General features: G+C 49.9%; 18 protein-coding genes. 4 read left to right on the forward strand and 14 right to left on the reverse strand.

The annotated features are described in order from the left end of the window. Positions 1-9: 9 nt before the first annotated feature. The 5 genes from WH37_RS07965 to WH37_RS07980 all read right to left on the reverse strand — a co-directional run bounded on the left by WH37_RS07965 (position 10) and on the right by WH37_RS07980 (position 4,872). Positions 10-1,509 (reverse strand): spore germination protein, encoded by a 1,500-nt coding sequence (locus tag WH37_RS07965; RefSeq protein WP_046230013.1) that lies wholly within the window; start codon positions 1,507-1,509, stop codon positions 10-12. Positions 1,510-1,598: 89 nt separating this feature from the next. Next, positions 1,599-2,705, reverse strand: coding sequence for a GerAB/ArcD/ProY family transporter (locus WH37_RS07970; RefSeq protein ID WP_046230014.1), 1,107 nt, complete (start codon positions 2,703-2,705; stop codon positions 1,599-1,601). A gap of 95 nt (positions 2,706-2,800) precedes the next feature. Continuing rightward, a complete protein-coding gene (locus tag WH37_RS07975; protein WP_046230015.1) occupies positions 2,801-3,910 on the reverse strand; it encodes a GerAB/ArcD/ProY family transporter in 1,110 nt (369 codons plus the stop codon). Between the two features lie 123 nt (positions 3,911-4,033). Further along, positions 4,034-4,282: a helix-turn-helix transcriptional regulator gene (locus WH37_RS33425; RefSeq protein ID WP_074904670.1), complete on the reverse strand. Its 249-nt coding sequence runs from the start codon at positions 4,280-4,282 to the stop codon at positions 4,034-4,036. Then, complete coding sequence (locus tag WH37_RS07980) at positions 4,225-4,872, reverse strand: AraC family ligand binding domain-containing protein (RefSeq protein WP_052736872.1); 648 nt, start codon at positions 4,870-4,872, stop codon at positions 4,225-4,227. Before WH37_RS07980 ends, WH37_RS33425 begins: the two co-directional genes overlap by 58 nt. 145 nt (positions 4,873-5,017) lie before the next feature. Between WH37_RS07980 and WH37_RS07985 the strand changes: the two genes are divergently transcribed. Further along, positions 5,018-7,072, forward strand: a complete 2,055-nt coding sequence (locus WH37_RS07985) for a beta-galactosidase (protein WP_046230016.1) — start codon at positions 5,018-5,020, stop codon at positions 7,070-7,072. A gap of 141 nt (positions 7,073-7,213) precedes the next feature. On the opposite strand, the gene WH37_RS07990 is transcribed toward WH37_RS07985, so the two are convergent. The 6 genes from WH37_RS07990 to WH37_RS08015 all read right to left on the reverse strand — a co-directional run bounded on the left by WH37_RS07990 (position 7,214) and on the right by WH37_RS08015 (position 14,538). Beyond that, complete coding sequence (locus WH37_RS07990; protein ID WP_046230017.1) at positions 7,214-8,149, reverse strand: family 43 glycosylhydrolase; 936 nt, start codon at positions 8,147-8,149, stop codon at positions 7,214-7,216. Between the two features lie 160 nt (positions 8,150-8,309). Further along, on the reverse strand, positions 8,310-8,606 hold the full coding sequence (locus WH37_RS07995; protein ID WP_231594156.1) for a hypothetical protein: 297 nt from the start codon (positions 8,604-8,606) through the stop codon (positions 8,310-8,312). Positions 8,607-8,642: 36 nt separating this feature from the next. After that, positions 8,643-10,133, reverse strand: coding sequence for an alpha-N-arabinofuranosidase (locus WH37_RS08000; protein WP_046230018.1), 1,491 nt, complete (start codon positions 10,131-10,133; stop codon positions 8,643-8,645). A 252-nt stretch (positions 10,134-10,385) separates the two neighbouring features. After that, the gene (locus WH37_RS08005) at positions 10,386-12,269 is read right to left on the reverse strand and encodes an ABC transporter ATP-binding protein (RefSeq protein ID WP_046230019.1); all 1,884 of its coding nucleotides are present in this window, start codon (positions 12,267-12,269) and stop codon (positions 10,386-10,388) included. Next, on the reverse strand, positions 12,266-13,993 hold the full coding sequence (locus WH37_RS08010; protein WP_046230020.1) for an ABC transporter ATP-binding protein: 1,728 nt from the start codon (positions 13,991-13,993) through the stop codon (positions 12,266-12,268). The genes WH37_RS08005 and WH37_RS08010 overlap by 4 nt, the downstream gene beginning before the upstream one ends. Next, complete coding sequence (locus WH37_RS08015) at positions 13,987-14,538, reverse strand: MarR family winged helix-turn-helix transcriptional regulator (protein ID WP_231594157.1); 552 nt, start codon at positions 14,536-14,538, stop codon at positions 13,987-13,989. Before WH37_RS08015 ends, WH37_RS08010 begins: the two co-directional genes overlap by 7 nt. Positions 14,539-14,927: 389 nt before the next feature. Between WH37_RS08015 and WH37_RS08020 the strand changes: the two genes are divergently transcribed. Continuing rightward, entirely contained in the window at positions 14,928-15,413 is a 486-nt protein-coding gene (locus WH37_RS08020) for a C40 family peptidase (RefSeq protein ID WP_046230021.1), read from the forward strand. Positions 15,414-15,711: 298 nt separating this feature from the next. On the opposite strand, the gene WH37_RS08025 is transcribed toward WH37_RS08020, so the two are convergent. Next, the gene (locus tag WH37_RS08025; protein WP_046230022.1) at positions 15,712-16,641 is read right to left on the reverse strand and encodes a manganese-dependent inorganic pyrophosphatase; all 930 of its coding nucleotides are present in this window, start codon (positions 16,639-16,641) and stop codon (positions 15,712-15,714) included. Between the two features lie 237 nt (positions 16,642-16,878). Here WH37_RS08025 and WH37_RS08030 point away from each other — a divergent pair, with 237 nt between their 5' ends. Further along, positions 16,879-17,655: a Cof-type HAD-IIB family hydrolase gene (locus tag WH37_RS08030; RefSeq protein WP_046230023.1), complete on the forward strand. Its 777-nt coding sequence runs from the start codon at positions 16,879-16,881 to the stop codon at positions 17,653-17,655. Positions 17,656-17,834: 179 nt separating this feature from the next. Here the strand turns inward: WH37_RS08030 and WH37_RS35425 are convergent, their stop codons facing one another. After that, positions 17,835-17,999 (reverse strand): hypothetical protein, encoded by a 165-nt coding sequence (locus WH37_RS35425; protein WP_156182259.1) that lies wholly within the window; start codon positions 17,997-17,999, stop codon positions 17,835-17,837. Positions 18,000-18,277: 278 nt separating this feature from the next. Between WH37_RS35425 and WH37_RS08035 the strand changes: the two genes are divergently transcribed. Continuing rightward, a complete protein-coding gene (locus WH37_RS08035; RefSeq protein ID WP_046230024.1) occupies positions 18,278-19,141 on the forward strand; it encodes a VOC family protein in 864 nt (287 codons plus the stop codon). Positions 19,142-19,256: 115 nt separating this feature from the next. On the opposite strand, the gene WH37_RS08040 is transcribed toward WH37_RS08035, so the two are convergent. Continuing rightward, the gene (locus WH37_RS08040) at positions 19,257-21,602 is read right to left on the reverse strand and encodes a glycosyltransferase family 39 protein (protein WP_046230025.1); all 2,346 of its coding nucleotides are present in this window, start codon (positions 21,600-21,602) and stop codon (positions 19,257-19,259) included. Positions 21,603-21,680: the final 78 nt, after the last annotated feature.

The following is a 21,680-nucleotide window of genomic DNA, read 5'->3' on the forward strand; positions in this document are numbered from 1 at the left end:
TTTATCCCCCTAAATTTTCTGTTTGTTCCTCGGTCTTTGCCGAACCAAATTTTTCTCTGCGGTTGCAACAGCGCGCGTTCGCATTTTCGTCCAGGGCAGCCGAAACAGCGTATCCTTCTGATTGCTCCATATGAATGGGGAAAACGACTGCATATAGGGAATGCCGAACGATTGCAGACTATTCAAATGCAGAACGAGCAAAATATAGCCCAGCAAAATGCCGAATAGACCAAAGGAAGCGGCAAGCCCCATTAAGACGAAACGAATCATCCGTACCGATATCGACATGCTCGTAGCCGGAATGACAAAGCTCGATATCGCCGTAATCGATACGATAATGACCATCGCCGCCGAGACGATGCCCGCGTCTACAGCGGCTTGTCCAATAACGAGCGTACCGACGATCGAGACCGCTTGACCAACGGTTTTCGGCATTCGCACGCCAGCTTCCCGCAAAATTTCGAATGTGAGCTCCATCGCAAGCGCTTCAATAAAGGCTGGAAAAGGCACTCCCTCACGCTGAGCCGCCAAATTAATAAGCAGGCTCGTCGGAAGCATTTCTTGATGAAAGGTCGTTATGGCGATATAAAGCGACGGAGCAAGCAGCGTAATCATAAAAGCAATAAACCGCAGAATCCTCAGCAGAGTACTGATGTCCGCCCGTTGATAATAATCTTCCGCTGATTGGAAAAATTGAATAAACAGCGCCGGAACCAGCAGCACAAAGGGCGTACCATCTACCAAAATCGCAACTCGGCCTTCCAGAAGACCGGCTGCAATCGTATCAGGCCGTTCCGTATTGTAGATCGTAGCAAAGGGCGTCAGTGCAGTATCCTGAATCAGCTCCTCAATATAGCCACTCTCCAGAATACCGTCGATATTGATTTCACCAAGCCGCTTTCTCACTTCCTCCACGATCTTCTCATCCGCTACATTGCGCAGATACATAATCGATACGGAGGTTTTTGTAATCTTGCCAATTTCCATGCCTTCTGTCCACAGCTGCGGGTCCTTGATCTTCCGCCGAATGAGCGCTCTATTGGTAGCAATATTTTCAGTAAAAGCTTCCATTGGACCCCTAACGACAACCTGGGAGGTAGGCTCGCTGACATTGCGATCCTTCCAGCCCTCGGCGGCTACACAAATCGCATCTGGACTGTCTGCCAATAACAGAACAGCCCAGCCGGACAGCAGTTGATAAAATAACGGGTCCCATTCGCTGATCGTAACGGTTTCACCGACCGCGAGCACCGCATTTTTCAAATATAACAGCCTATTGCCGCTTTTGCGGCTCGCCGTTTGCTCCTCAGACATAAAATAATCCAATATAACATGATGAATCACAGTGGAATCCGTTAATCCATCCATATAAACAAGCGCCGCTTGCAAGCCATTGTCATTATTCATTTCTTTAATCACGAGATCCTGGCTGTTGCCAAAGCTGGCTCTGATGAACGAGAGATTGCTCATTAATTTCCGATCCAGCCGCTTATCCACAGAAGCGTTCATCTACAAACCACCTCCCCAAGCTGCACATAATTGCATATATTGTCCAAGAGGGCTTCCAATTATTCCTTATAATTGGAAGTCCCTTCACGCTAGCCCTCTCCTTTCTTGCTCCAGCCCTGTCTCAACCGGGCGGCTATATAACTTAGCAGCAGCAGCCCCGGCGAGTAAGTAAACACCCAGAACAGCCACGCCACATCGAATTGTACAAAAGCAACGATGCCCGGTGCCAAAAAATAAGCATAGCCGACAATAAGAAACCCAAATGGACGCATCATAAAACGATGGTCCTGAAGCTTAAACAGCTGCTGCAGCCCCCGTACAAAAGCATAGCCATATATGATGCATCGAAAATAAGTGGAAATGATATAATCAATCGCCAGCACCGCTTCCAGACGCTGCACAAAGTCGCCGATATTGATTTTCTTAGCCATCACATAGGGCGAATAGACGGTATGTTCAGTAGCGAATACCCCCAGAACGCATATACACAGCACAATAATTACCCAAATGGCTATACCTGCAGCAAGAGCAGCCAGCAAATAATCACGGGCAGCGTGCTCGCTTTCCTCCACGCTATCGAAAATCATCAGGAATGCGAACATTTCACAAAAAGGAAATGCGATAAAAAAAAGCGCTCCCTTCACGATGCCCGGAAATCCCGTTACCTCGATCGGCAGCAGTTGAGTAAGATCTATTTTCGGGATAAGCAAAATGATGAGCAAAATAAACAAAGCGGAAAAAAGCGGGAAGATCACCTCGCCCAGCCGAGCAATCGTCGTGATCCCACCGCGTATGGCAAGCGTAATCGGCAAAACCAGCAGCAGGCAAATGACTAGCTGCGGCGTCTCCATCATCATTTGCGTCGTTACAAAATCCGCGATTTCCCGAACCTGGGTAATCGAAGTATTAAACATCATCACGAGAAATACGAGGGATAGAAGTCCACCGGCTATTTTTCCAAATGCTTGATTATTAATATCGATTAGGGTTTTCCCTGGGAACCGTTTGCTGATTCTGAAAATAAACCAAGCAGCTCCAACACCAAACGGCACGCCAATTAACCCCGACATCCAGGCTGATTGTTTTGCAAAAGCAGCTGTCAAGGGAGGTAGATATAGCTGCATATCGCCGATAATGAAAAATATAACGAGAATGGCTAGCTGCCTCACGCTAATCGTTTGTTGTTCGCGCTGCACTTCGTATCACCCGCTTTGCGTTTGAAATATAGCCGTAATCCATTTTGTCCAGCAAGATGTTGAATTATCCATAAATGGATTTTTGCTGTTACCGGCTAATCGGCCGTCTCCTTCATTGGCAGCTTGCCCCGCAGTTTTGCAAGTCCCCAGCCAAGCAGCAGCAGCCCCGGCGAATACGTTAAAATCCAGAGCACCCAGGGTACGGCTAACGTATTAAGAAACACTATTCCCGGCGTCACCATATAAGAATAACCCAACGCCATAAATGCGAAGGGAACCGTTAATATTCGAAAATCTCGAAGCTTGAACAACCGCGATACGCCGAGAACGAAGGCATAACCGTAGATTAAACTGCGAAAATAGGCGGTAATAATGAAGCTGATTGCAAAAATCGCCTCCATCCGCTGAACGAAGTTGCCGATGTTGATTTTTTTCGACATAATGTACGGGGAATAGAAAGAATGTTGGGTAATGTAAGTACCAAGTACTAGCAAGCACAGCAAAACCATAACCCAAATCGCTAGTCCGCCTATCAAAACCCCCAGCATATAGTCACGGGCACGGTGTTTGCTTTGAACAACATTCGGAAAAATCATCAAAAAAGCGAATAGCTCGCAAAAAGGAAAACCTACAAAAAATAATGAGCCCTTCATAATGCCGGAAACGCCCGCACCCCAGATAGGCAAAAGTTCAGTAGGCTTCAAACTCGGCAGGAGCAACAGCAGGAGCAGTACAAACACCAATACAAATAAGGGAAATATCGTTTCGCCCGCTCGACCGACCGCTCGAATGCCCCCATGTATCGCGATCGCTAATGGAAAAATCATCAGAAGGCAGATCATAATAATTGGCGTCTCAATCAATATTTGTGTGGTGACAAAATCACCGATCTCCCTGATTTGGGTAATCGAAGTGTTGAACATCATCGCCAGAAACAGCAGCGAAACAAGGCTTCCGGCTAGTTTGCCAAAAGCCTGATTATTGATTTCGATGAGCGTCATATCCGGAAAATGTTTGCTGAGGCTGTATATAAACCAAGCCATGCCAAGTCCGATGGGCAGGCCTATTAACCCGGACAGCCAGGCGGCTTCTTCTGCGAATTCGGCCGTAAGAGAGGGTAAAAACAACTGCATATCGCCCATGATAAAATAAATAACGAGGATAGCTAGCTGCCTTGCGCTTATCGATGGCTGTCCCTGCTGCATGTTGCTTCACCCGCTTTGCGCTTAAAATGTCGGCTTGCTGCCGTTATCCATTTTGTCCACAAGGATGAATAATTATCCAGCATGCGCGGGGAAAGGCAAGATGGGCAAGATCAGCTCGGCAGGCTAGCTATACATTTCGCGGTAAGCTTTCGGGGAGACGTTTTCCGCTTTGCGAAATACGCGAATGAAGTAGCTGGATTGCGAAAATCCCGTTCGGCTGGCGATTTCGCTGACAGGCAGCCTGGTCGCAACTAGCAGGCTTTTGGCGGCGGCAATACGGCAGGCGGTCAAATATTGCTGCGGCGTACGCCCCATTACCTGCCGGAATAGCCGCAAAAAATAATACGGGCTGTAGCCGCACAGCGCTGCCATCTCCGGCAGCGTCCACGCTTGTTACTCGTGCCGCGTATAAGATCTGCCGCTTCGCGAATCGCATTTTTGGTGATGAGCGGCAGCGCATCGTGCTCCAGGCGCTCCGAATTATGGGCAAGCTCCGCCAGCAGCTCATATAGAAGCGCTGACATCCGCGGTTCATGCCGCGTCTCGAAGCTGCCGCACAACATGTACATCTCCTCTGTCAGCTCGATAAATCGCGCAAGCGAAGCTTGTGAGACGGCAAACAGCCACACGCTGGAAGCATCCGCTGCCCGCAGCAGCATAAGCTCCATCGGCACCATAAAATGGACCCAGCGCACATCCCATGGCTGCTCGGGATCGGTTCCATAATGCTGGTAAGCTCCCCGAGGATATAAGAAGCCCTCTCCCGCCTTTAGGCTGACGCGCTGCCCCTCCTTCATGACATAGCCGCTTCCAGAGCAGACAATATGCAAATTATAGGCAGCTATAGCCCCTGCGGCCCGCCGCTCGTTATGCTGGGGAAAATCATTATATCGGCCGACTGAATCCGGATAACAGACATAATGCCCGGCAGCCGGCTCAGGCAATTGATAGTAGGTACGCATCGATTAGCTCCTTTTCGCCAAAGAGCGCAATATTTTCATATCGATCACAACATAATAGTATATACGCACTGAAATACTGATTCTACAATAATAAAATAACCGATAGATAGCAATTTATTATTATTTCTATGGAGGTATAACTTTAATGACACACGTAAACCCAATAAATGAGTTTGCCCTTGGCGTCTGCTATTACCCTGAGCAATGGCCTGAGGAGCTATGGGATGATGATCTTCGCCGGATGAAGGAAATGGGGCTCTCGATCATTCGGGTAGCCGAATTTGCCTGGTCGGTGTTCGAGCCCGAGGAAGGCGTATTCCAATTTGACCTGTTTGACAAAGTCATTGACCTGGCTCATAAGCATGGGCTGAAGGTCATTATCGGCACCCCTACAGCAACGCCGCCTGCATGGCTGACGTTCAAGTATCCCGAGGTGCTCAACGTAACCTTTGATGGGGTCACGCTTCAGCATGGTCTGCGCCGCCACACCAACTATAACAGTCCCAAATATCGGGAGCTGAGCGCTCGCATTGCTCGCCAAATGGCGGAGCATTACTGTGATCATCCGGCCGTCGTTGGCTGGCAAATCGACAATGAATTCAATTGTGAAATTTCCGAATTTTATTCGGAAGCGGATCATCTGGCTTTTCGAGAGTGGCTGCAGCGCAAATACGTTACGCTCGACAAGCTGAATGAAGCTTGGGGCGCTGTCTTTTGGAATCAGACGTATTCCGCTTGGGAGCAAGTCTTTCTTCCGCGCCCGACAGCGGCGCCAAGACAGCCGAATCCGCATCAGGCGCTGGATGAGAAGCGGTTTATTTCCGACAGCACTATTTCTTACGCCGAGGTGCAGGCCAAGGTGCTGCGCGAGGCAGCGCCCAAGCAGTGGGTAACGACGAATGGCTTGTTCGGCCATCTCGACAGCCACCGGATGACGGATGAGCTGCTGGATTTTTTCAGCTACGATTCGTACCCGCAGTTTTCCACCATTAATTTTGACAAAAATGAAGAAAACCCGCTGCTCGATCGCGGCTGGAGCCTAACGCTGTCTACAACCCGCTCCATTTCTCCGAATTTCTGCATTATGGAGCAGCAGGCTGGGCCAGGCGGCTGGGTGAACCGCATGGATATGCCTTCGCCGAAGCCGGGACAAATGCGCCTGTGGACGTACCAATCCATCGCTCATGGCGCAGATATGGTCATTTATTTCCGCTGGCGTACGGCGGCCTTCGGCAATGAAATCTATTGGCATGGCCTGAACGACTACCATAATGGCCCGAACCGCCGTCTTCGTGAAGCAGCGCAAATCGGCGCCGAGCTCGCCAAGGCCGGGCCGCATATTGTCGGTACGCGAAACCGGGCAGAGGTTGCCCTCGTTCGTGACTATGACAATGAGTGGGATGGCGAATACGATATTTGGCACGGCCCTTTTTCCTGGAAAAGCAGCAAGGAATGGTTCAAGGCGCTGCAGCACCAGCATATTCCTAATGATGTTCTTTACATGAGAAGCGGTACAACGCTCGCTGACCTTCAGCGCTACCGCGTGCTCGTCTATCCGCATCCGGCCATTATGCGGGATGAAACAGCTGCTTTGCTGGAGCAATATGCCGAAAGCGGCGGCACCATTATATTCGGCTGCCGCACCGGCTACAAGGATGAGCGCGGCCACTGCTACATGCGCCCATTTCCTGGCGCCGCCGCACGCCTTGTCGGCATTTCCGTCGAGGAGTTTACGCAAATTAAAGGTACGCGCAAGCCGGCAACGATCGAATGGAAGCAAGGGGGCGGTGAAGCAACTACCGCAGATCTGTTCAATGATGTGCTCACAGTCGAAAGCGATACGGTCGAGATCATTGGGAAATATGCCTCCGATTATTATGCAGGCAAGCCCGCCGTTACCCGCAATGCTGTGGGAGCAGGCTCAGCTTGGTATTACGGCGCTGTATTCAATGAGGCGGCGGCGCGTAACGTGATCGGCCTGCTTGGCTTGTCATCGCCTGTTGCCAATTGGCTTTCACTGCCTGAGCAGGTGGAGCTGACTATTCGCGACGGCGAGGCTGGGCCGCTCTACTTCCTCCTCAACTATGCGGAAGATGCTGCCGAACTGATCCTCAGCGAGCCGCGCACCGACCTTATAAGCGGCGATACGCTTCAAGGCTCGGTCGTACTGGAACCTTACGGTGTTCTTATTTTGACCTAAATGATCTTGAGCTTTCTTCAAAAAATATAATTAAAACAAACAGCACCCCGATCCGCCTCATCATCTGAGGGAGATTCGGGGTGCTGTTATTTTGCCTAGCCAAAGGGCAGGTGTGCAGCAATCGCCAATCGTGTCTTTCTTTTACCCTTCCGCCTCCAGCGCCAGCTCAAACTCCGCATCGCGGTCACAGACCAGCTTGCCATCCTTCACCTCAAGCTTCGCTACTTGAATGGAGCTGCGCCGCGTGAGATATCCAGGCACCTGACCTGGCACCTCCCAATCGCCGCGTCTGTCTGGATGGGTGAAATAGAAAATATACGCCTGTTCACCCTGAACAACGACATCGGCATGCAAGCCAATGGTTCCGTCATCCTCACGCTGGCCCGGCTCATTCAAGATCAAGTTGTTGCGCTCCCAGCGCTCCAAATCATCCGAACGGAAGACGCCTTGTCCCCGCCATTCATCGACGATCATCCAATACGAGCCTTGCAGCCGGAATACATTCGGCCCCTCATGCCCCTGCTCCGTAATGACTGGACCAACCACTTTCCAGCTATACAAATCGCTGCTGTCTGCGGCGTAAGTGAACGAGCCGAGCGCCTCATCCTTATACCACATGCGGAACCGTCCATCCGGCAGCTCATAGATGCAAGCATCAATGACTCGGTCCGAGCTGAGCCGCACATTGGAAACAAACGTCCAGTCGAGCAAATCAGTGCTTGTATAGTGAAAAATCTCCCGTTTATGGCCTGCCCAATCATCGGGCACACCTTGAATATAGCTGACGTACATATGGTAAAGCCCATTATGCCAAATAATTTCCGGGGCCCAAAAGGTATTTCGTCCCCATTCAATGTTCAGCCCCGTAAGCGTTCCCCGGTAGGTCCAGCTGCGGCCGCCGTCTGCGGACGATGCGACGCCTAGATCCGTGCCGTGCACCCATGCGAAGCCTGGACCCTCCACCGTAGCCCGGCGATTCGTATAAATGATCCACCATTCCTGCTGCTCGCGATTATATATAACGACCGGATCTGCCGCACCGTCAAAGATTGGATCTCGAAATAATGGCGCCTTCATCTGCTCATTCCTCCCGGCAAGCTCTGTTTGCATTCAAGCGTAAACGGCTGTCGCCGTCCTCTGGCGGCAAAGCTACCGTTTCGCGTTGAAATATAAGCCCATTATAAGGGTTAAACTTATAAATGCTTATATTTTAAAAATAAACGGCTGCTGTCAATGGTCAATGGCTCGCAACAGAGCGCCACCTGACATCATTTGGATTCGGACAGCTTTTTTCTTTATATTTAGCGGAAATTTGCACAATACATCCGCAAACGATGCATGTCGTCCCGCTCATCAGCTTCGGACAGCTGCCGCATTCCCGAAGGCGCGCTGCATACACCTCATCGTCCACGCAGCGTTCGGACGACTGAAACATCGGCGCAGCCAAAATCCGCTGGATCTGCGCTTCTGTGACGGTATAGCTGTCATCACAGCCTTTGCAGCTTCTTGCGCTCCTGTCCATGCCCGTCTTCATGCCGTCCGCCTCCATTGCGTTCTATTCATCCCTTTATTATTGCTCGATCAGCTCAAGCACCGTAACCGACATCGCTGGAAGCTTAGCCGATACCTTTTCGCCATCCCATGTAAAGCTTGTAAAAGCGGCAGGTTCTACTGCATTTGGCTGCTCAAACGTATTATGCGAGTCAATGGCCGCGCCTGCTAGCACTGTGCCCTTGATCGTTTTCTGGCCTTGTCCCAAGCCGCGCAGCGCAATGGATACGTCTGCTTCGGCACTATGATCCAGATTACATAAGCTGATATGGATTTTGCCATCTGCCGCTTTGGAAGCCGATACTGAAATTTGCGGCAGCTTCTCGTCGCCATGCTCGTAACGGGCGCTAGTCGTATGCGTATCCAGAAGCTCAGCATCCTGATGCACCTTAAACATATCAAAAATATGATAGGTTGGCGTCAGCAGCATTTTTTCCCCTTCTGTCAAAATAACCGATTGCAGCACATTGACGATTTGCGCAATGTTCGCCATTTGCACACGGTCGCAATGATCGTGGAAAATATGCAGCGTAAGGCCAGCTACGAGCGCATCGCGAATCGAGTTTTGCTGGTACAGGAAGCCTGGGTTCGTGCCCGGCTCTGTATTGAACCAAGTACCCCACTCATCGACGATCAAGCCAACGCGCTTCTCAGGATCATATTGATCCATAATCGCCGAATGCTTCGTAATAAGCTCTTCCATCCACAGCGCTTTTCTGAGCGTAATGGCCCATTCATCCTCAGGGAAGCCGGTAGCTGCTCCTTTGTCCTGCCATTCCTTTGGAACGGTGTAATAGTGAAGGCTGATGCCGTCCATTTTATTAGCAGCTTCCCGCATCAGCACTTCCATCCACTTGTAATCGTCGACGTTCGGGCCGCAGGCAATACGGTAAATTTCATTGTCGCCATAATTGCGAACGTAAGTCTGGTAGCGGCGATACAGATCCGCATAATACTCCGGACGCATATTGCCGCCGCAGCCCCAGTTCTCATTGCCGACGCCAAAATATTTCAGCTTCCACGGCTTCTCGCGGCCGTTTTTCTCACGCAGCTCCGCCATTGGCGATACGCCGTCGAAGGTCATATATTCAACCCACTCGGACATTTCCTGCACCGTGCCGCTGCCCACATTTCCGGAAATATAAGGCTCGCAGCCGAGCTGCTCGCAAAGCAGCAAAAACTCATGTGTGCCAAAATGGTTATTTTCGACTACGCCGCCCCAATGCGTATTGATCATGCGCTTGCGCTCTTCGCTTGGGCCAATGCCGTCTTTCCAGTGATATTCATCGGCAAAACAACCGCCCGGCCAGCGCAGCACCGGAATATTCAATTTTTTGAGCGCTTCCACAACATCGTTGCGAATGCCTTTCGTATTTGGAATGACCGAATCCTCGCCAACCCAGAAGCCTTCATAAATACAGCGTCCCAAATGCTCGGAGAAATGTCCATAAATGTTGCGGTTAATCGTGCCTTTAGCAATGTCTGCGTTAATTGTAATTTGATTACTCATCGTTATAGCCTCCAATATGAATTAATAAAAACATAAATCATTTATTGATAACATTAATTTAACTTCATCATAAACAATCCAACTGCATTTATCAACCCTCTTTTGAAAAATAAATCCGGTAAACGTAAACGCTTACGCTGACCCTTCGCTGCAAACGTATGTTTTGCGTCTACCCTGCCAACCGCTCTAACGTTCAACGCCAAAAAAGCTCCCCCATCCTCGCTCGGATGGAGAAGCTTTCTGCTTTAAACCTTATACAACTTCGCTTGTTATGCGCTTGCCAGTGAACTGGCTGTTATACAGATCGGCGTAAAACCCGCCCTGTTCCAGCAGCTCCTCGTGTCTTCCTTGCTCAATAATAGAGCCGTTGTTCATGACCAAAATCAAATCAGCGCCACGAATCGTCGATAGACGGTGGGCAATGACGAAGCTGGTGCGATTGTTCATCAGCTCGCCCATCGCCCGCTGGATAATAATCTCCGTACGCGTATCGACGCTGCTCGTCGCTTCATCCAGGATCAGAATCGATGGATCCGCTAAAATTGCCCGGGCAATGGTCAGCAGCTGCTTCTGCCCTTGGGAAATGTTTGACGCTTCCTCGTTCAAGATCGTGTCGTAGCCATCAGGCAGCGTCCGAATGAAATGATCCGCGTGCGCCGCCCTTGCTGCTTGATAAACCTCTTCCTCCGTAGCATCCTCGCGCCCATAAGCGATGTTGTCGCGAATGCTGCCATTGAACAGCCATGTGTCCTGCAGCACCATGCCGAACATCCGGCGCAAGCTTCTGCGCTGGAGCGCTGTAATGTCCTCGCCGTCAATCGTAATGCGGCCGCCATTCAGCTCATAGAAGCGCATCAGCAAATTAATCATCGTCGTCTTGCCCGCTCCGGTCGGACCGACTATGGCGACGGTCTGGCCGGGCTTAACATCAATATTCATCCCGCTAATGAGCGGCTCATCCGGCTTGTAGCCGAAATCTACCTGCTCGAAGCGAACGGCGCCAGCTGGCTTGCTGATCGCTTTGGCATTTTTCGCCTCGGGCACCTCATCCTCTTCATCAAGCAGCTCGAATACCCGCTCTGCGGAGGCGATCGTAGATTGAATGATATTCGCAATGTTGGCAAGCTGCGTAATCGGCATTGTGAACTGTCTAGTATATTGGATGAATGCCAAAATATCACCGATTTTAATCGCATTTCTCGTAACGAGCAAACCGCCAATGACGCATACGAGCACGTAGCCGATATTACTAATGAAGCTCATAATCGGCATAATGATGCCGGACACAAATTGTGCGCGCCAGCCGGAATCATAAAGCTTTTCGTTCATTTCATTAAATTCGTCCAGCGATTTGCGCTCATGGCCGAATGCTTTGACGATTTTGTGCCCCGTGTACATTTCCTCAACATGCCCGTTCAAGCGTCCCAGCTCAGCCTGCTGGCCAGCAAAATATTTTTGCGAACGCTTGGCGATCGCCTTCGTTGCCAATAGGCTCGCTGGAATCGTCAAGAAAACGATCAGCGTTAAAAGCGGGCTGATAGTCAGCATCATAACGATGACGCCGACAAGGGTAATGAATGACGTTATGAGCTGCGTCAAGCTTTGCTGAAGCGTATTGCTAATATTGTCCACATCGTTGACGACCCGGCTTAGCACCTCGCCGTTGGAGCGCGAATCAAAAAATTTCAGCGGCAAGCGTGCGAACTTGCTATTCACATCCTTGCGCAGGTCATAGACGGTTTTCTGCGCGACGCCTGCCATTAAATACTGCTGAATGAAACCAAATGCGGCGCTGATCAAATACAGCACGACTAGCGTCAGCAGGATGGTGTTAATCGCATCAAAATCAATACGGGCACCCGGCACGCCTTGGGCTGTTGCCATTACACCCTCGTACAGTTTCGTTGTCGCATGGCCCATCATTTTCGGGCTGACGATGCTGAACACGGTACTTAAAATCGCAGTCAGCAGCACAAGCACAAGCTTCGTGCGATGCGGCTTCAAGTAGGCGGCCAGCCGTTTCAAGGTGCCCTTGAAATCCTTCGCCTTCTGAGGGGGCATCATCATGCCCATTCCGGGCGGGCCCATGCCGATTCCTTTCGGCCTTTGCGGGGAATTCTGCTTCTGCTCACTCATGCAATTTCCTCCTCCGAAAGCTGTGAATATACGATTTCTCGGTACACATCACAAGACTCCATAAGCTCCTGATGCGTCCCGATTCCGGCCAGCTGGCCTTCGTCGAGCACAATGATGCGATCGGCATCGAGCACTGTACTTACCCGCTGGGCAACGAGCAGCACCGTCGAATCTACCGTTTCCTTGCGCAAGGCGGCACGCAGCTTCGCATCCGTCTTAAAGTCGAGCGCCGAGAAGCTGTCGTCGAACACATAAATTTCCGGCTGGCGCACAAGCGCCCGGGCAATAGACAGCCGCTGCTTTTGCCCGCCAGAAAGATTGTTTCCTCCCTGTGATACGCTGGCGCCATACCCTTCCTTCATCGTGCCAATAAACTCGGTCGCCTGCGCCACCTCTGCCGCATGCTCCATTTCCTCGTCGGTCGCATTTTCTTTGCCATAGCGCATATTTTCAGCGATCGTACCTGTGAACAATACTGCTTTTTGCGGCACAAAGCCGATTTTTTCACGCAGCGCTTCCTGGGATAGATCACGAATATCCACATCGTCAATGATGATGCTTCCACCCGCCGTATCGTAAAAACGCGGAATCAAATTAACGAGCGTCGACTTGCCTGATCCCGTTCCTCCAATAATAGCTGTCACCTCGCCAGGCGCCGCTTTGAACGATATATTCGATAAAGCCGGCTGCTCGGCTCCAGGGTAGCTGAACGTCACATCGCGAAACTCGACGTAGCCTTTGCGAGTGCCTGTGTTCTTCACGCTGGCGTTGTCCGCAATATCCGGCACCATGTCGAGCACTTCATTAATACGCACCGCCGATGCCGACGCACGTGGAACCATAACGAGCAGCATCGATAACATAAGAAGCGAGAACATAATTTGCATCGCATATTGGATAAAAGCCATTAATGAGCCGACTTCCATATCGCCATTCTCAATGCGCAATCCGCCAATTGCGATAATCGCCACTGTAGATAAGTTCATGACCAGCATCATAAGCGGCATCATCACCGCCATAATTTTGTTCACTTTAATCGCCGTTTCGGTCAGATCGCTATTGGCAGCGTCAAACTTCTTGTTCTCATAATTCGTCCGATCGAATGAGCGAATTACCCGAATGCCTGTCAGTCCTTCGCGCAGCACCAAGTTCAGCTTATCAATGCGAACCTGCATCATTTTAAATAGTGGAATCCCTTTGCGGACGACGGCAAAAATCGCACCAGCGAGCACAGGCAGTGCGACAACCAGCACAAGCGACAGCTTCGCATCTTTCGAAATAGCCATAATAATGCCCCCGATACACATCATCGGAGCCATCACCATCATGCGTAAAATCATTATCAACACTTGCTGTACCTGCGTAATATCATTTGTCGTCCGTGTAATGAGCGAGGCCGTGCCGATTTTGTCAAACTCCTGCAGCGAAAAGTTTTGCACATGTCCAAACACCTTCTCCCGCACGAGGCGCCCAAAGCTAGCTGAAGCTTTTGCCGAAAAATAGCTGGCGCCGATGGAGCTAATACCGCCGACTGCCGCAATGAGCAGCATATAGGACCCGATTTTCCAAATAAGCGGGGTATCTCCTTTAGCTACTCCATCATCGACGATGTCCGCCATCAGCGTGGGGAGATATAAATCAGACAGCGACTGAATAAATACAAGCACAAGCACCGCGGCTATCAGCCAGCGAAACGGCTTTAAAAAGCGGAATAACCTTAACATTGCTGCTCATCCCCCGTTAGTTCAGACTCATTAAGCTCATCAAAATACTCAAATGCTTTGGATAAAATCCGAATCAGCTCAAGCGAATCCTGCTCTCCCAAGTATTGCGCCAGTCCTGCCATTCGATTCATAAAATCGGCAATGACCATCTTCGCCTTGCGGTCCCCTTCCTCTGTCAGCGAGATGCGGACAGCCCGCCGATCATCGGGATCAGCGTTTCTCTGCACGAGTCCATTCGCCTCCATGCCGTTGACCAGCTGGGTGACGGTGGGAGAGGTTACCCGAAGCAACCGGCTGATGACCGATATTTTCATCCCCGACTTATCCTGCGCCTTCATAGAACCCCGCTTGATGCACATCAGCACCTGCATCTCGCTAAACTTGCCGTCCGGATTCGGCTTCTGCCGCCAATTGAGCCGATGAAAGCTGCGAAACACACGAATCAATTCATTCGTAATCTGCTCGCTATGTTCCGTTGCTTTGCTTGTATCGCTCGTTTTGTCTATGCTGCTCTTATTGCTAGGTTCGTTTTTGTTATGTTCCAAGGGGATATCCTCCTTTCATTTATATTTCTTTGCCCATTCATGTAGGCTACCAATTATTTTCCTATTAATTATTTTCCCTATAATTATCTTATAACTAAAATAATAGGCAACCTAATTATAAAGCGCTAATTAAACAGCTGTCAATATCCCATTTCCAAGCTTCTAGGGTGGCGATCGAGCCCTGACCCTTTCACGCAGCGCAGCGCCCTTTCCCCCCCCCCCTTTACGTTTCAAACATAAATGAATAAATTCTCATTAACTTCTCATAAACACGAAACAAGACGAATTCCCCTTCAATTGCGCTCTCATCATGAGAAAAGGCTCATTTTTCGGTGTGTTATAGTGTTTTTAGCCAAAACGAATCATACAACGAAAGGAATCACACCATAATGATTAAGAGAAACTTTTTTCGCTCCGTCATCAAATTGAGCTTATGCGCAAGTATTGGTTTGACAGCCTTCACCTTCGCTTCAGGCAACCAGGCACATGCCGCAACTGAAACTTCCCTACAATTAATCGACTCCGGCAAGGAGTTTATTGGAACCCCCTATAAATATGGAGCCCCAGCAGGCATTACATACGCTTTTGACTGCTCTTCCTTTACACAATACATATTCGATGCAATGGGCGTTTCGCTGCCACGCAGCTCATCCTCCCAAGTTTCCGTTGGAACCAAAGTAACTAAAGAAAACCTTAGCGTAGGCGATCTTGTCTTCTTTAACACAAGCGGCAGAGGCATTAGCCATGTAGCTATTTATGCGGGAAACAACAAAATTTTGCACAGCTCCTCCAGTAAAGGCGTAACGATCAGCAGTCTAGGCGAGTCCTACTGGCACAACCGCTACGTGACAGCTCGACGCGTATTGAAAGCCTAAACGGAAGCCTCCAACGATTTAGACTGTATCAATAACGCTCTACAATAGAACCCATAAATATAAAAACGTCCCGAACGCTAATCCGTTCAGGACGTTTTTGCTTATTATAGTATTTCCAGTGCTCCTCCAAATAAAAAATGCCGTCCCTTCTCCAGCACCAGGCTGATGAAGTGGACGGCATCCTTTCATTCACACTTAGGAGCTGTGAGGAATTTAGTAACCGCTTTTATTGACAAAATCTCCACGGTTTTGGGAGTTTTGTCAATAAATTAGCGGTACTTTATTTCGTAACAGTCTCTTATTTGCTAAGCGTTTCTGTCAATACAGGTACGATTTGCGATTTGCGGGATACTACACCCTTCAGAACGGCTTTGTTGTCAGCCAGCGTTACATTGTAGGCTTTCTCAACTGCGCCTGCCGCGCTGCCGATAGCAAGTGCCACGGAATCGCTGTTCAAAATGTCTGTTACGACAAACAGGAACAGATCCAAGCCTTTTTCCGAAACAATCGCGTTAATCGCTGTTTCCAGATCCGCTTGGCGAACCAGAACATCATTTGTGTCAACCGCATTAACTTGCGCGATTTCTACTTTGCTGCTGCCCATTTGGAATTCTTTCGCATCAAGCGAAAGCAGCTGAGCGATCGATTTGTCGCGCACGTCTGCTCCTGCTTTCAGCATTTCCAGACCGTATGTGTCTGTATCAACGCCAGCAATAGCTGCGAGTTCCTTAGCAGCCGCTACATCTTGCTCGGTGCAAGTTGGCGATTTGAACAGCAAGGAGTCGGAAATGATTGCGGACAGCATCAGACCTGCGATTTGCGGCTCGATAGCTACGCCGTTTTCTTTGTACAATTTATTCAAAATCGTAGCTGTGCAGCCTACAGGCTCAGCGCGATAGTATAGCGGGTGGCTTGTCTCAAAATTCGCAATACGGTGGTGGTCAATAACTTCCAGCACGCGAACTTGATCGATATCTGCTGCGCTTTGCTGACGCTCATTGTGGTCAACGAGAATAACAGTCTCCACTTCATTAGCTACTGTTTCTACAAGACGAGGAGCTTCCGCCTTGAAATGGGTGAGCGCGTATTGCGTTTCACCGCTAATTTCACCCAGACGAACCGCTTCAACCTCAAAGCCCAGCTTAGCCTTCAAATCAGCATATGCGATCGCAGAACAGATTGTATCCGTATCCGGATTTTTATGCCCGAAAATAAATGTTTTTGCCATTATACTGTCTCCTTAGTCCTTGTATTTGGGATTGCGGCAGTCCGCTTTTCCCAATAAGTTTTTTCCCACGTTTGATTATATAATATAATGAAGTATATTCCTATGCCCTTACAGAGATTTTTGCAAACAATTCTCGAATAAGCTTGCTTAAAGGCAGAAGCGAATGGTATAAGGGGTATAGAACATTCGGCTGCCGAGTTACCACATCATCTAGATAGAACAGGAGACCTACGAAAAATGAGTTATAAAATTGCTTTTTTTGATATTGATGGCACATTATTAGATGAAGAAAAACAAATTCCCCAGGATACGATTGATGCGATTCGTGAAATTCAGGAGCAGGGCGTCGAGGCTGTCATTGCGACGGGACGTGCGCCTTATTTTTTCAAGGATATTGCCGAGAAGCTTGCGATTAACTCCTTCGTCAGCCTGAACGGCGCTTACGTCGTGTACAACGGCGTTCCCGTATACCACAATCCCATTCCTCGCACAGATGTCAAGGCGCTTGTTGAGCATGCCGGACTTCATAACCATTCGCTCGTCTTTGAGGGCCATGACGCATTCTTTTCCAATGCTGAAGCGCATCCTCAGGTGTTCGACTCCGTAACGTCGCTGCGCGTAGCGCAGCCGGGCTTCGACCCAGGCTATTGGGAAAAAGCAGACATTTATCAAATTTTCCTGCATTGTGAGCCGCAGGACGAGCATCTGTATACGGACGTTATCCCGGGTTTGCGCTATATTCGCTGGCATCCGTTTGCAATGGACGTGCTTACCAATGATGGCTCCAAGGCGCTTGGCATTGCCGCGCTGCTGAAGCATTTGGGACTGACGGCGGAGGAAGCACTTGCCTTCGGTGACGGACTAAATGACAAAGAAATGCTAGAAACCGTTGGACTAGGCATTGCCATGGGCAATTCCCATCCGGAACTGCTGCCATTCGCCGATTACGTAACGACCCATGTGAGCGAAAATGGCATTCGCAATGGCTTGCGTCACGCTGGCTTGTTGAAGTAATAACGTCATAACCATCTTATTTAAAAAATAAAGAGGTACAGCTAACGGTTCGAAGCGTTAGCTGTACCTCTTTTCATATATTTGGAATTAGCTGCCGTTTACGTTCAGCCAATTACTTTCCTAATGTTAGACATGCTCACGCAGGTCAGCCTGGCAAAACGTACTGGCCTTATTCTCGCTTATTGTTCTTCTACAACGGTGCTTTGAAACAAAAATTGAATGAGCCACCACAAGGACAGCAGCACAATAACCGCCGATGAGGTTAAAGAAATCCATTTAAAAAACAAGTACAAAAAAGGGTTGCTGGAACGCGTTCTCCTCTGATCTCCACCACTAAGGTTCATAATAAACTTCGCCTCCTGTATGCATTTTATGAAGCTCTAAGCCACGCCATGTTGCCATGTTTACTTCCTCCTCTTATTCATTAAGGCCTCTTTGTTCAAGAGGCCTTATCAATACTCTAACATATATATGACATAAGAACTACAGTTAACTACCAAATAGTCACCAACACGTCATATTTGACCACTAGCCGTAAGCTCGACTTTAACTTGACAAAGGTTAGTTCATAAAATATAGTTAGTTACAAATAGTAATCAACTTAATACAGGAGGAATTACAAATGACCTACAGCATACATGCTGATACCGTACTCGGAAAAGTAAAGCTTAACATTAGCGATTTGGAGCGTTCGCTGCAATTTTATCAGGAGGTCGTTGGCTTGCAGGTGTTGGAGCGCGAAGGCAGCACAGCCAGCCTTACGGCTGACGGCGTGAACGTACTCATTGAGCTGGAAGAAATTCCGAATGCCATCGTCTCTGAGCGCAGAAAAACGACTGGCCTATACCACTACGCCCTGCTGCTGCCTAATCGCGAAGCACTCGGCGCCGCGCTCGCCAGATTAATCACCTCCGGCATTCATATTGGCCAAGCCGATCATCTCGTCAGCGAAGCGCTGTATATCGCAGACCCTGACAACAATGGCATTGAAATTTACGCCGACAGACCACGCTCGGAGTGGAAAAAAGAAGACAATGGCGATTACGTTATGGCAAGCAATCCTGTCGATTGGGATGGCCTCCTTGCCGCTGCTGATCCGGCTGCTGCCACGCTGCTGCCGCCCGGCACAATAATCGGGCATATTCATCTGCATATTAATGGCATTCCGGCGGCTCGCGCCTTTTACAATGGGCTGCTGGGCTTTGACATCGTAGGCGACTACACCGATTTCAAAGCGTTGTTCGTCTCAGCCGGAGGCTATCACCATCATATCGGGCTTAACATTTGGGCTGGCATTGGCGCTCCTGCACCAGCCGCCAGCACTACAGGGCTGGAATACTTCACTATCGTCTATCCGAATCAAGCAGAGCGAGATACAGCTATAAGCAGGCTGCGTGATGCGGGAGCAGCACTTACGGAGACGGACAGCGTTATTTTTGCAACTGATCCTTCCAGCATTCGCATTAAGCTTGCAGTAGCGGAATAATAAACCGGCAAGCAGCTATAGCAAAAGCCACGCAAAACCACAGACATGTGGTCTTGCGTAGCTTTTATGCTTTTTCTACTGGAAGATTTGCTCCCTCTCAATTAAAGAGCCGTTCTTATAAGTCGTCGCTCAAAAGCGCAGCTTCCGGCGTCACCTCATAAATCGTTATATTGCTGCTGCCTCCGCCAAAGCCCCTGGAGCTGCTATTGCTAGCTGCATCACTAGCTGTACCGCCGCTGTCCGCCGCATTGCCGCTTCCGCCTGTCGATTGCCACTCGCTGGATGGGACCTGCTTGCCGTACGAAGTAATCCATTGCGTCAGCTCATTATTAATGCCGCCCCCGCGTCCGCCTTGCGAGACAAGAAAATATTTCAATTCCCCTGCAGCCACGAGCGCTTTCAGCCGGTCTACGGACAGGACGGGATCGGAGCCGGAATAACCGCCGAGTATAATGACATTTTCCCCGGAATCTATAATATATGGTGCTGCAGTCGAATAGCTGTTCGTCGCGAACAGATACTTCTCACCTGTACGATGCGCCTTCAAAAAAGCAAGCGCTTCTTCATTGAGCGGCTCATCACGGGAAGATGCATTCGTCTGATCAGGCCCTGCCTCCGGCAGCTGGCTGCTCTGCCCATATACAATAGGTGTCGTCGCCCAATAAGCCGGACCAATGAAAAGAACAAGAAGACCGAGCAGCGCAATCAGGTTCACGGCTGGCTGCTGCCAAATTTTTCGGCGGCTCGCCGCGTGTTCTCCGCTTTGAACGCCAACATTCGCCCCAGCTTCATACCCTTCTGTGCCACCACCACTATGTTGGATTAATGACTTCGACTGCTTCTGCTTCGTTAGCCGTAGTACAACCAGCAGCATACTAGCTGCCAATCCGCCAACTAGCACGGCAAGTGACCATCCGCTGCTGATTGCCGCGTCAAATGGATGCATAATATACCATTCGAACACAGCTGTTGCTGCAATTCCGAGCGGCAGCAGCCAGCCTAGCCAGCCAGCTTTGCTGCGATATTGGCTCCAAAGCTCACTCCAGCCTGCCCCCAGCAGCGCAGCAATCGGAGCCCCCATTATAATCAAATAATATTGATGAAAAAAGCCAGCGACGCTGAAAAATCCCATCACCGGCACCAGCCACGCCAGCCAGAACAAAACTTCTTTATGCTTCAGCGTTACATTCCGTCTGCGAATGCTTGCTAGCATACCCACGCAAGCCACAAATACAAAAGGCAAGAACCAGCTTGCTTGACCAGACAGCTCGGCTTGGAACAAACGAAGTGGACCTGCCGTTCCTGTTCCAAACATGCCGCCAGAAACACCGCCACCAGGCCCGCCGTTAAAACCGCCAGCTCCAGCACCTCCTCCGGCACCTCCTGAGAGCCCGCCGGCTCCGCCATCAGTACCATTTCTGCCATTTCCAAAATTCTCGGCTCTGCCGCCATTATTGCTATCGCTGTCCGCACCCTGACTGTTTGCCCAGCGACGGCTGCCGGCATCATCGCCCGCTCCCTGCCCATCCTGCTCTATGGACGCAACGCTGCGATTCCCGCCTGGAACATCGCCGCTGAACCAGCTGTTTACAACATTCGTCTGGGCAAACGCCATGTTTACAACTGCCGGAAGCTCCTGCGGCCCCATCATCGAGCTGGTCCCGCCTCCGCGATTTCCCGTTAATCTTGAAAGACCATTGTACCCGAAAGCCAGCTCCAATACGGAATTTGTCTGGCTGCTGCCCACATACGGCCGATTATCAGTCGAAATGGAATCGACTGTCACCGCCCAAGACAAAGAAATGATCAGCATAATGGCGGTCGCACCTGCCAGCAGGCTAATTTTTTTAAACCATTTGCCCTTCCACGCCATTAAAGCAAATAAATAAAAGGCCGGAAGCACCATGTAGGCCTCCATCATTTTCATATTAAAACCGACCCCTATGACAGCAAAAGCGCCAATGAGCCACATCGCCTTACCCTGCTTGGTTCCGCGGAACAACAGCCATACTGCAAGCAGCAGCGTAAAAACGAGCATGCTATCGATATTATTCGTTCGGCTCACCGCAACCGCAACTGGCATCGTCGCCATCGCTGCTGCCCCGATTCGCGCTGCCGTAAGGCCAAAGGTCGGTTTAAACAGCACATACAGCAAAATCGTCGAGCCGATGCCGGATAACGCTTGGGGCAAAATCACGCTCCAGCCATGCAGTCCGAATACATAGGCAAACGCCGTCTGTACCCAGAACGTTACCGGCGGCTTGTCAACCGTTACAAAGCCTCCAGAATCTACCGTTGCAAAGAAAAAATTGTGGAAGCTTTGCAGCATGCTGGCGACCGTGGTCGTATAATACGTATTGACATGGTCATCTGTCCAAATTAAAAATCCATTCAATAATGCCGATACGAGTATACATAGAATCCATATTGCATCTACTCGCTGCTTTTTTATTGCTGCCATGGCTCAGCCGCCCCTTCGCTTCCGTCTCTTGCTTGCTTCACTATGAGAGATTGTGCGCCGTTTCCCTGAAACCCGAAT

The sequence above is a fragment of the Paenibacillus algorifonticola genome (genome assembly GCF_000971975.1).
Taxonomy (GTDB): domain Bacteria; phylum Bacillota; class Bacilli; order Paenibacillales; family Paenibacillaceae; genus Pristimantibacillus; species Pristimantibacillus algorifonticola.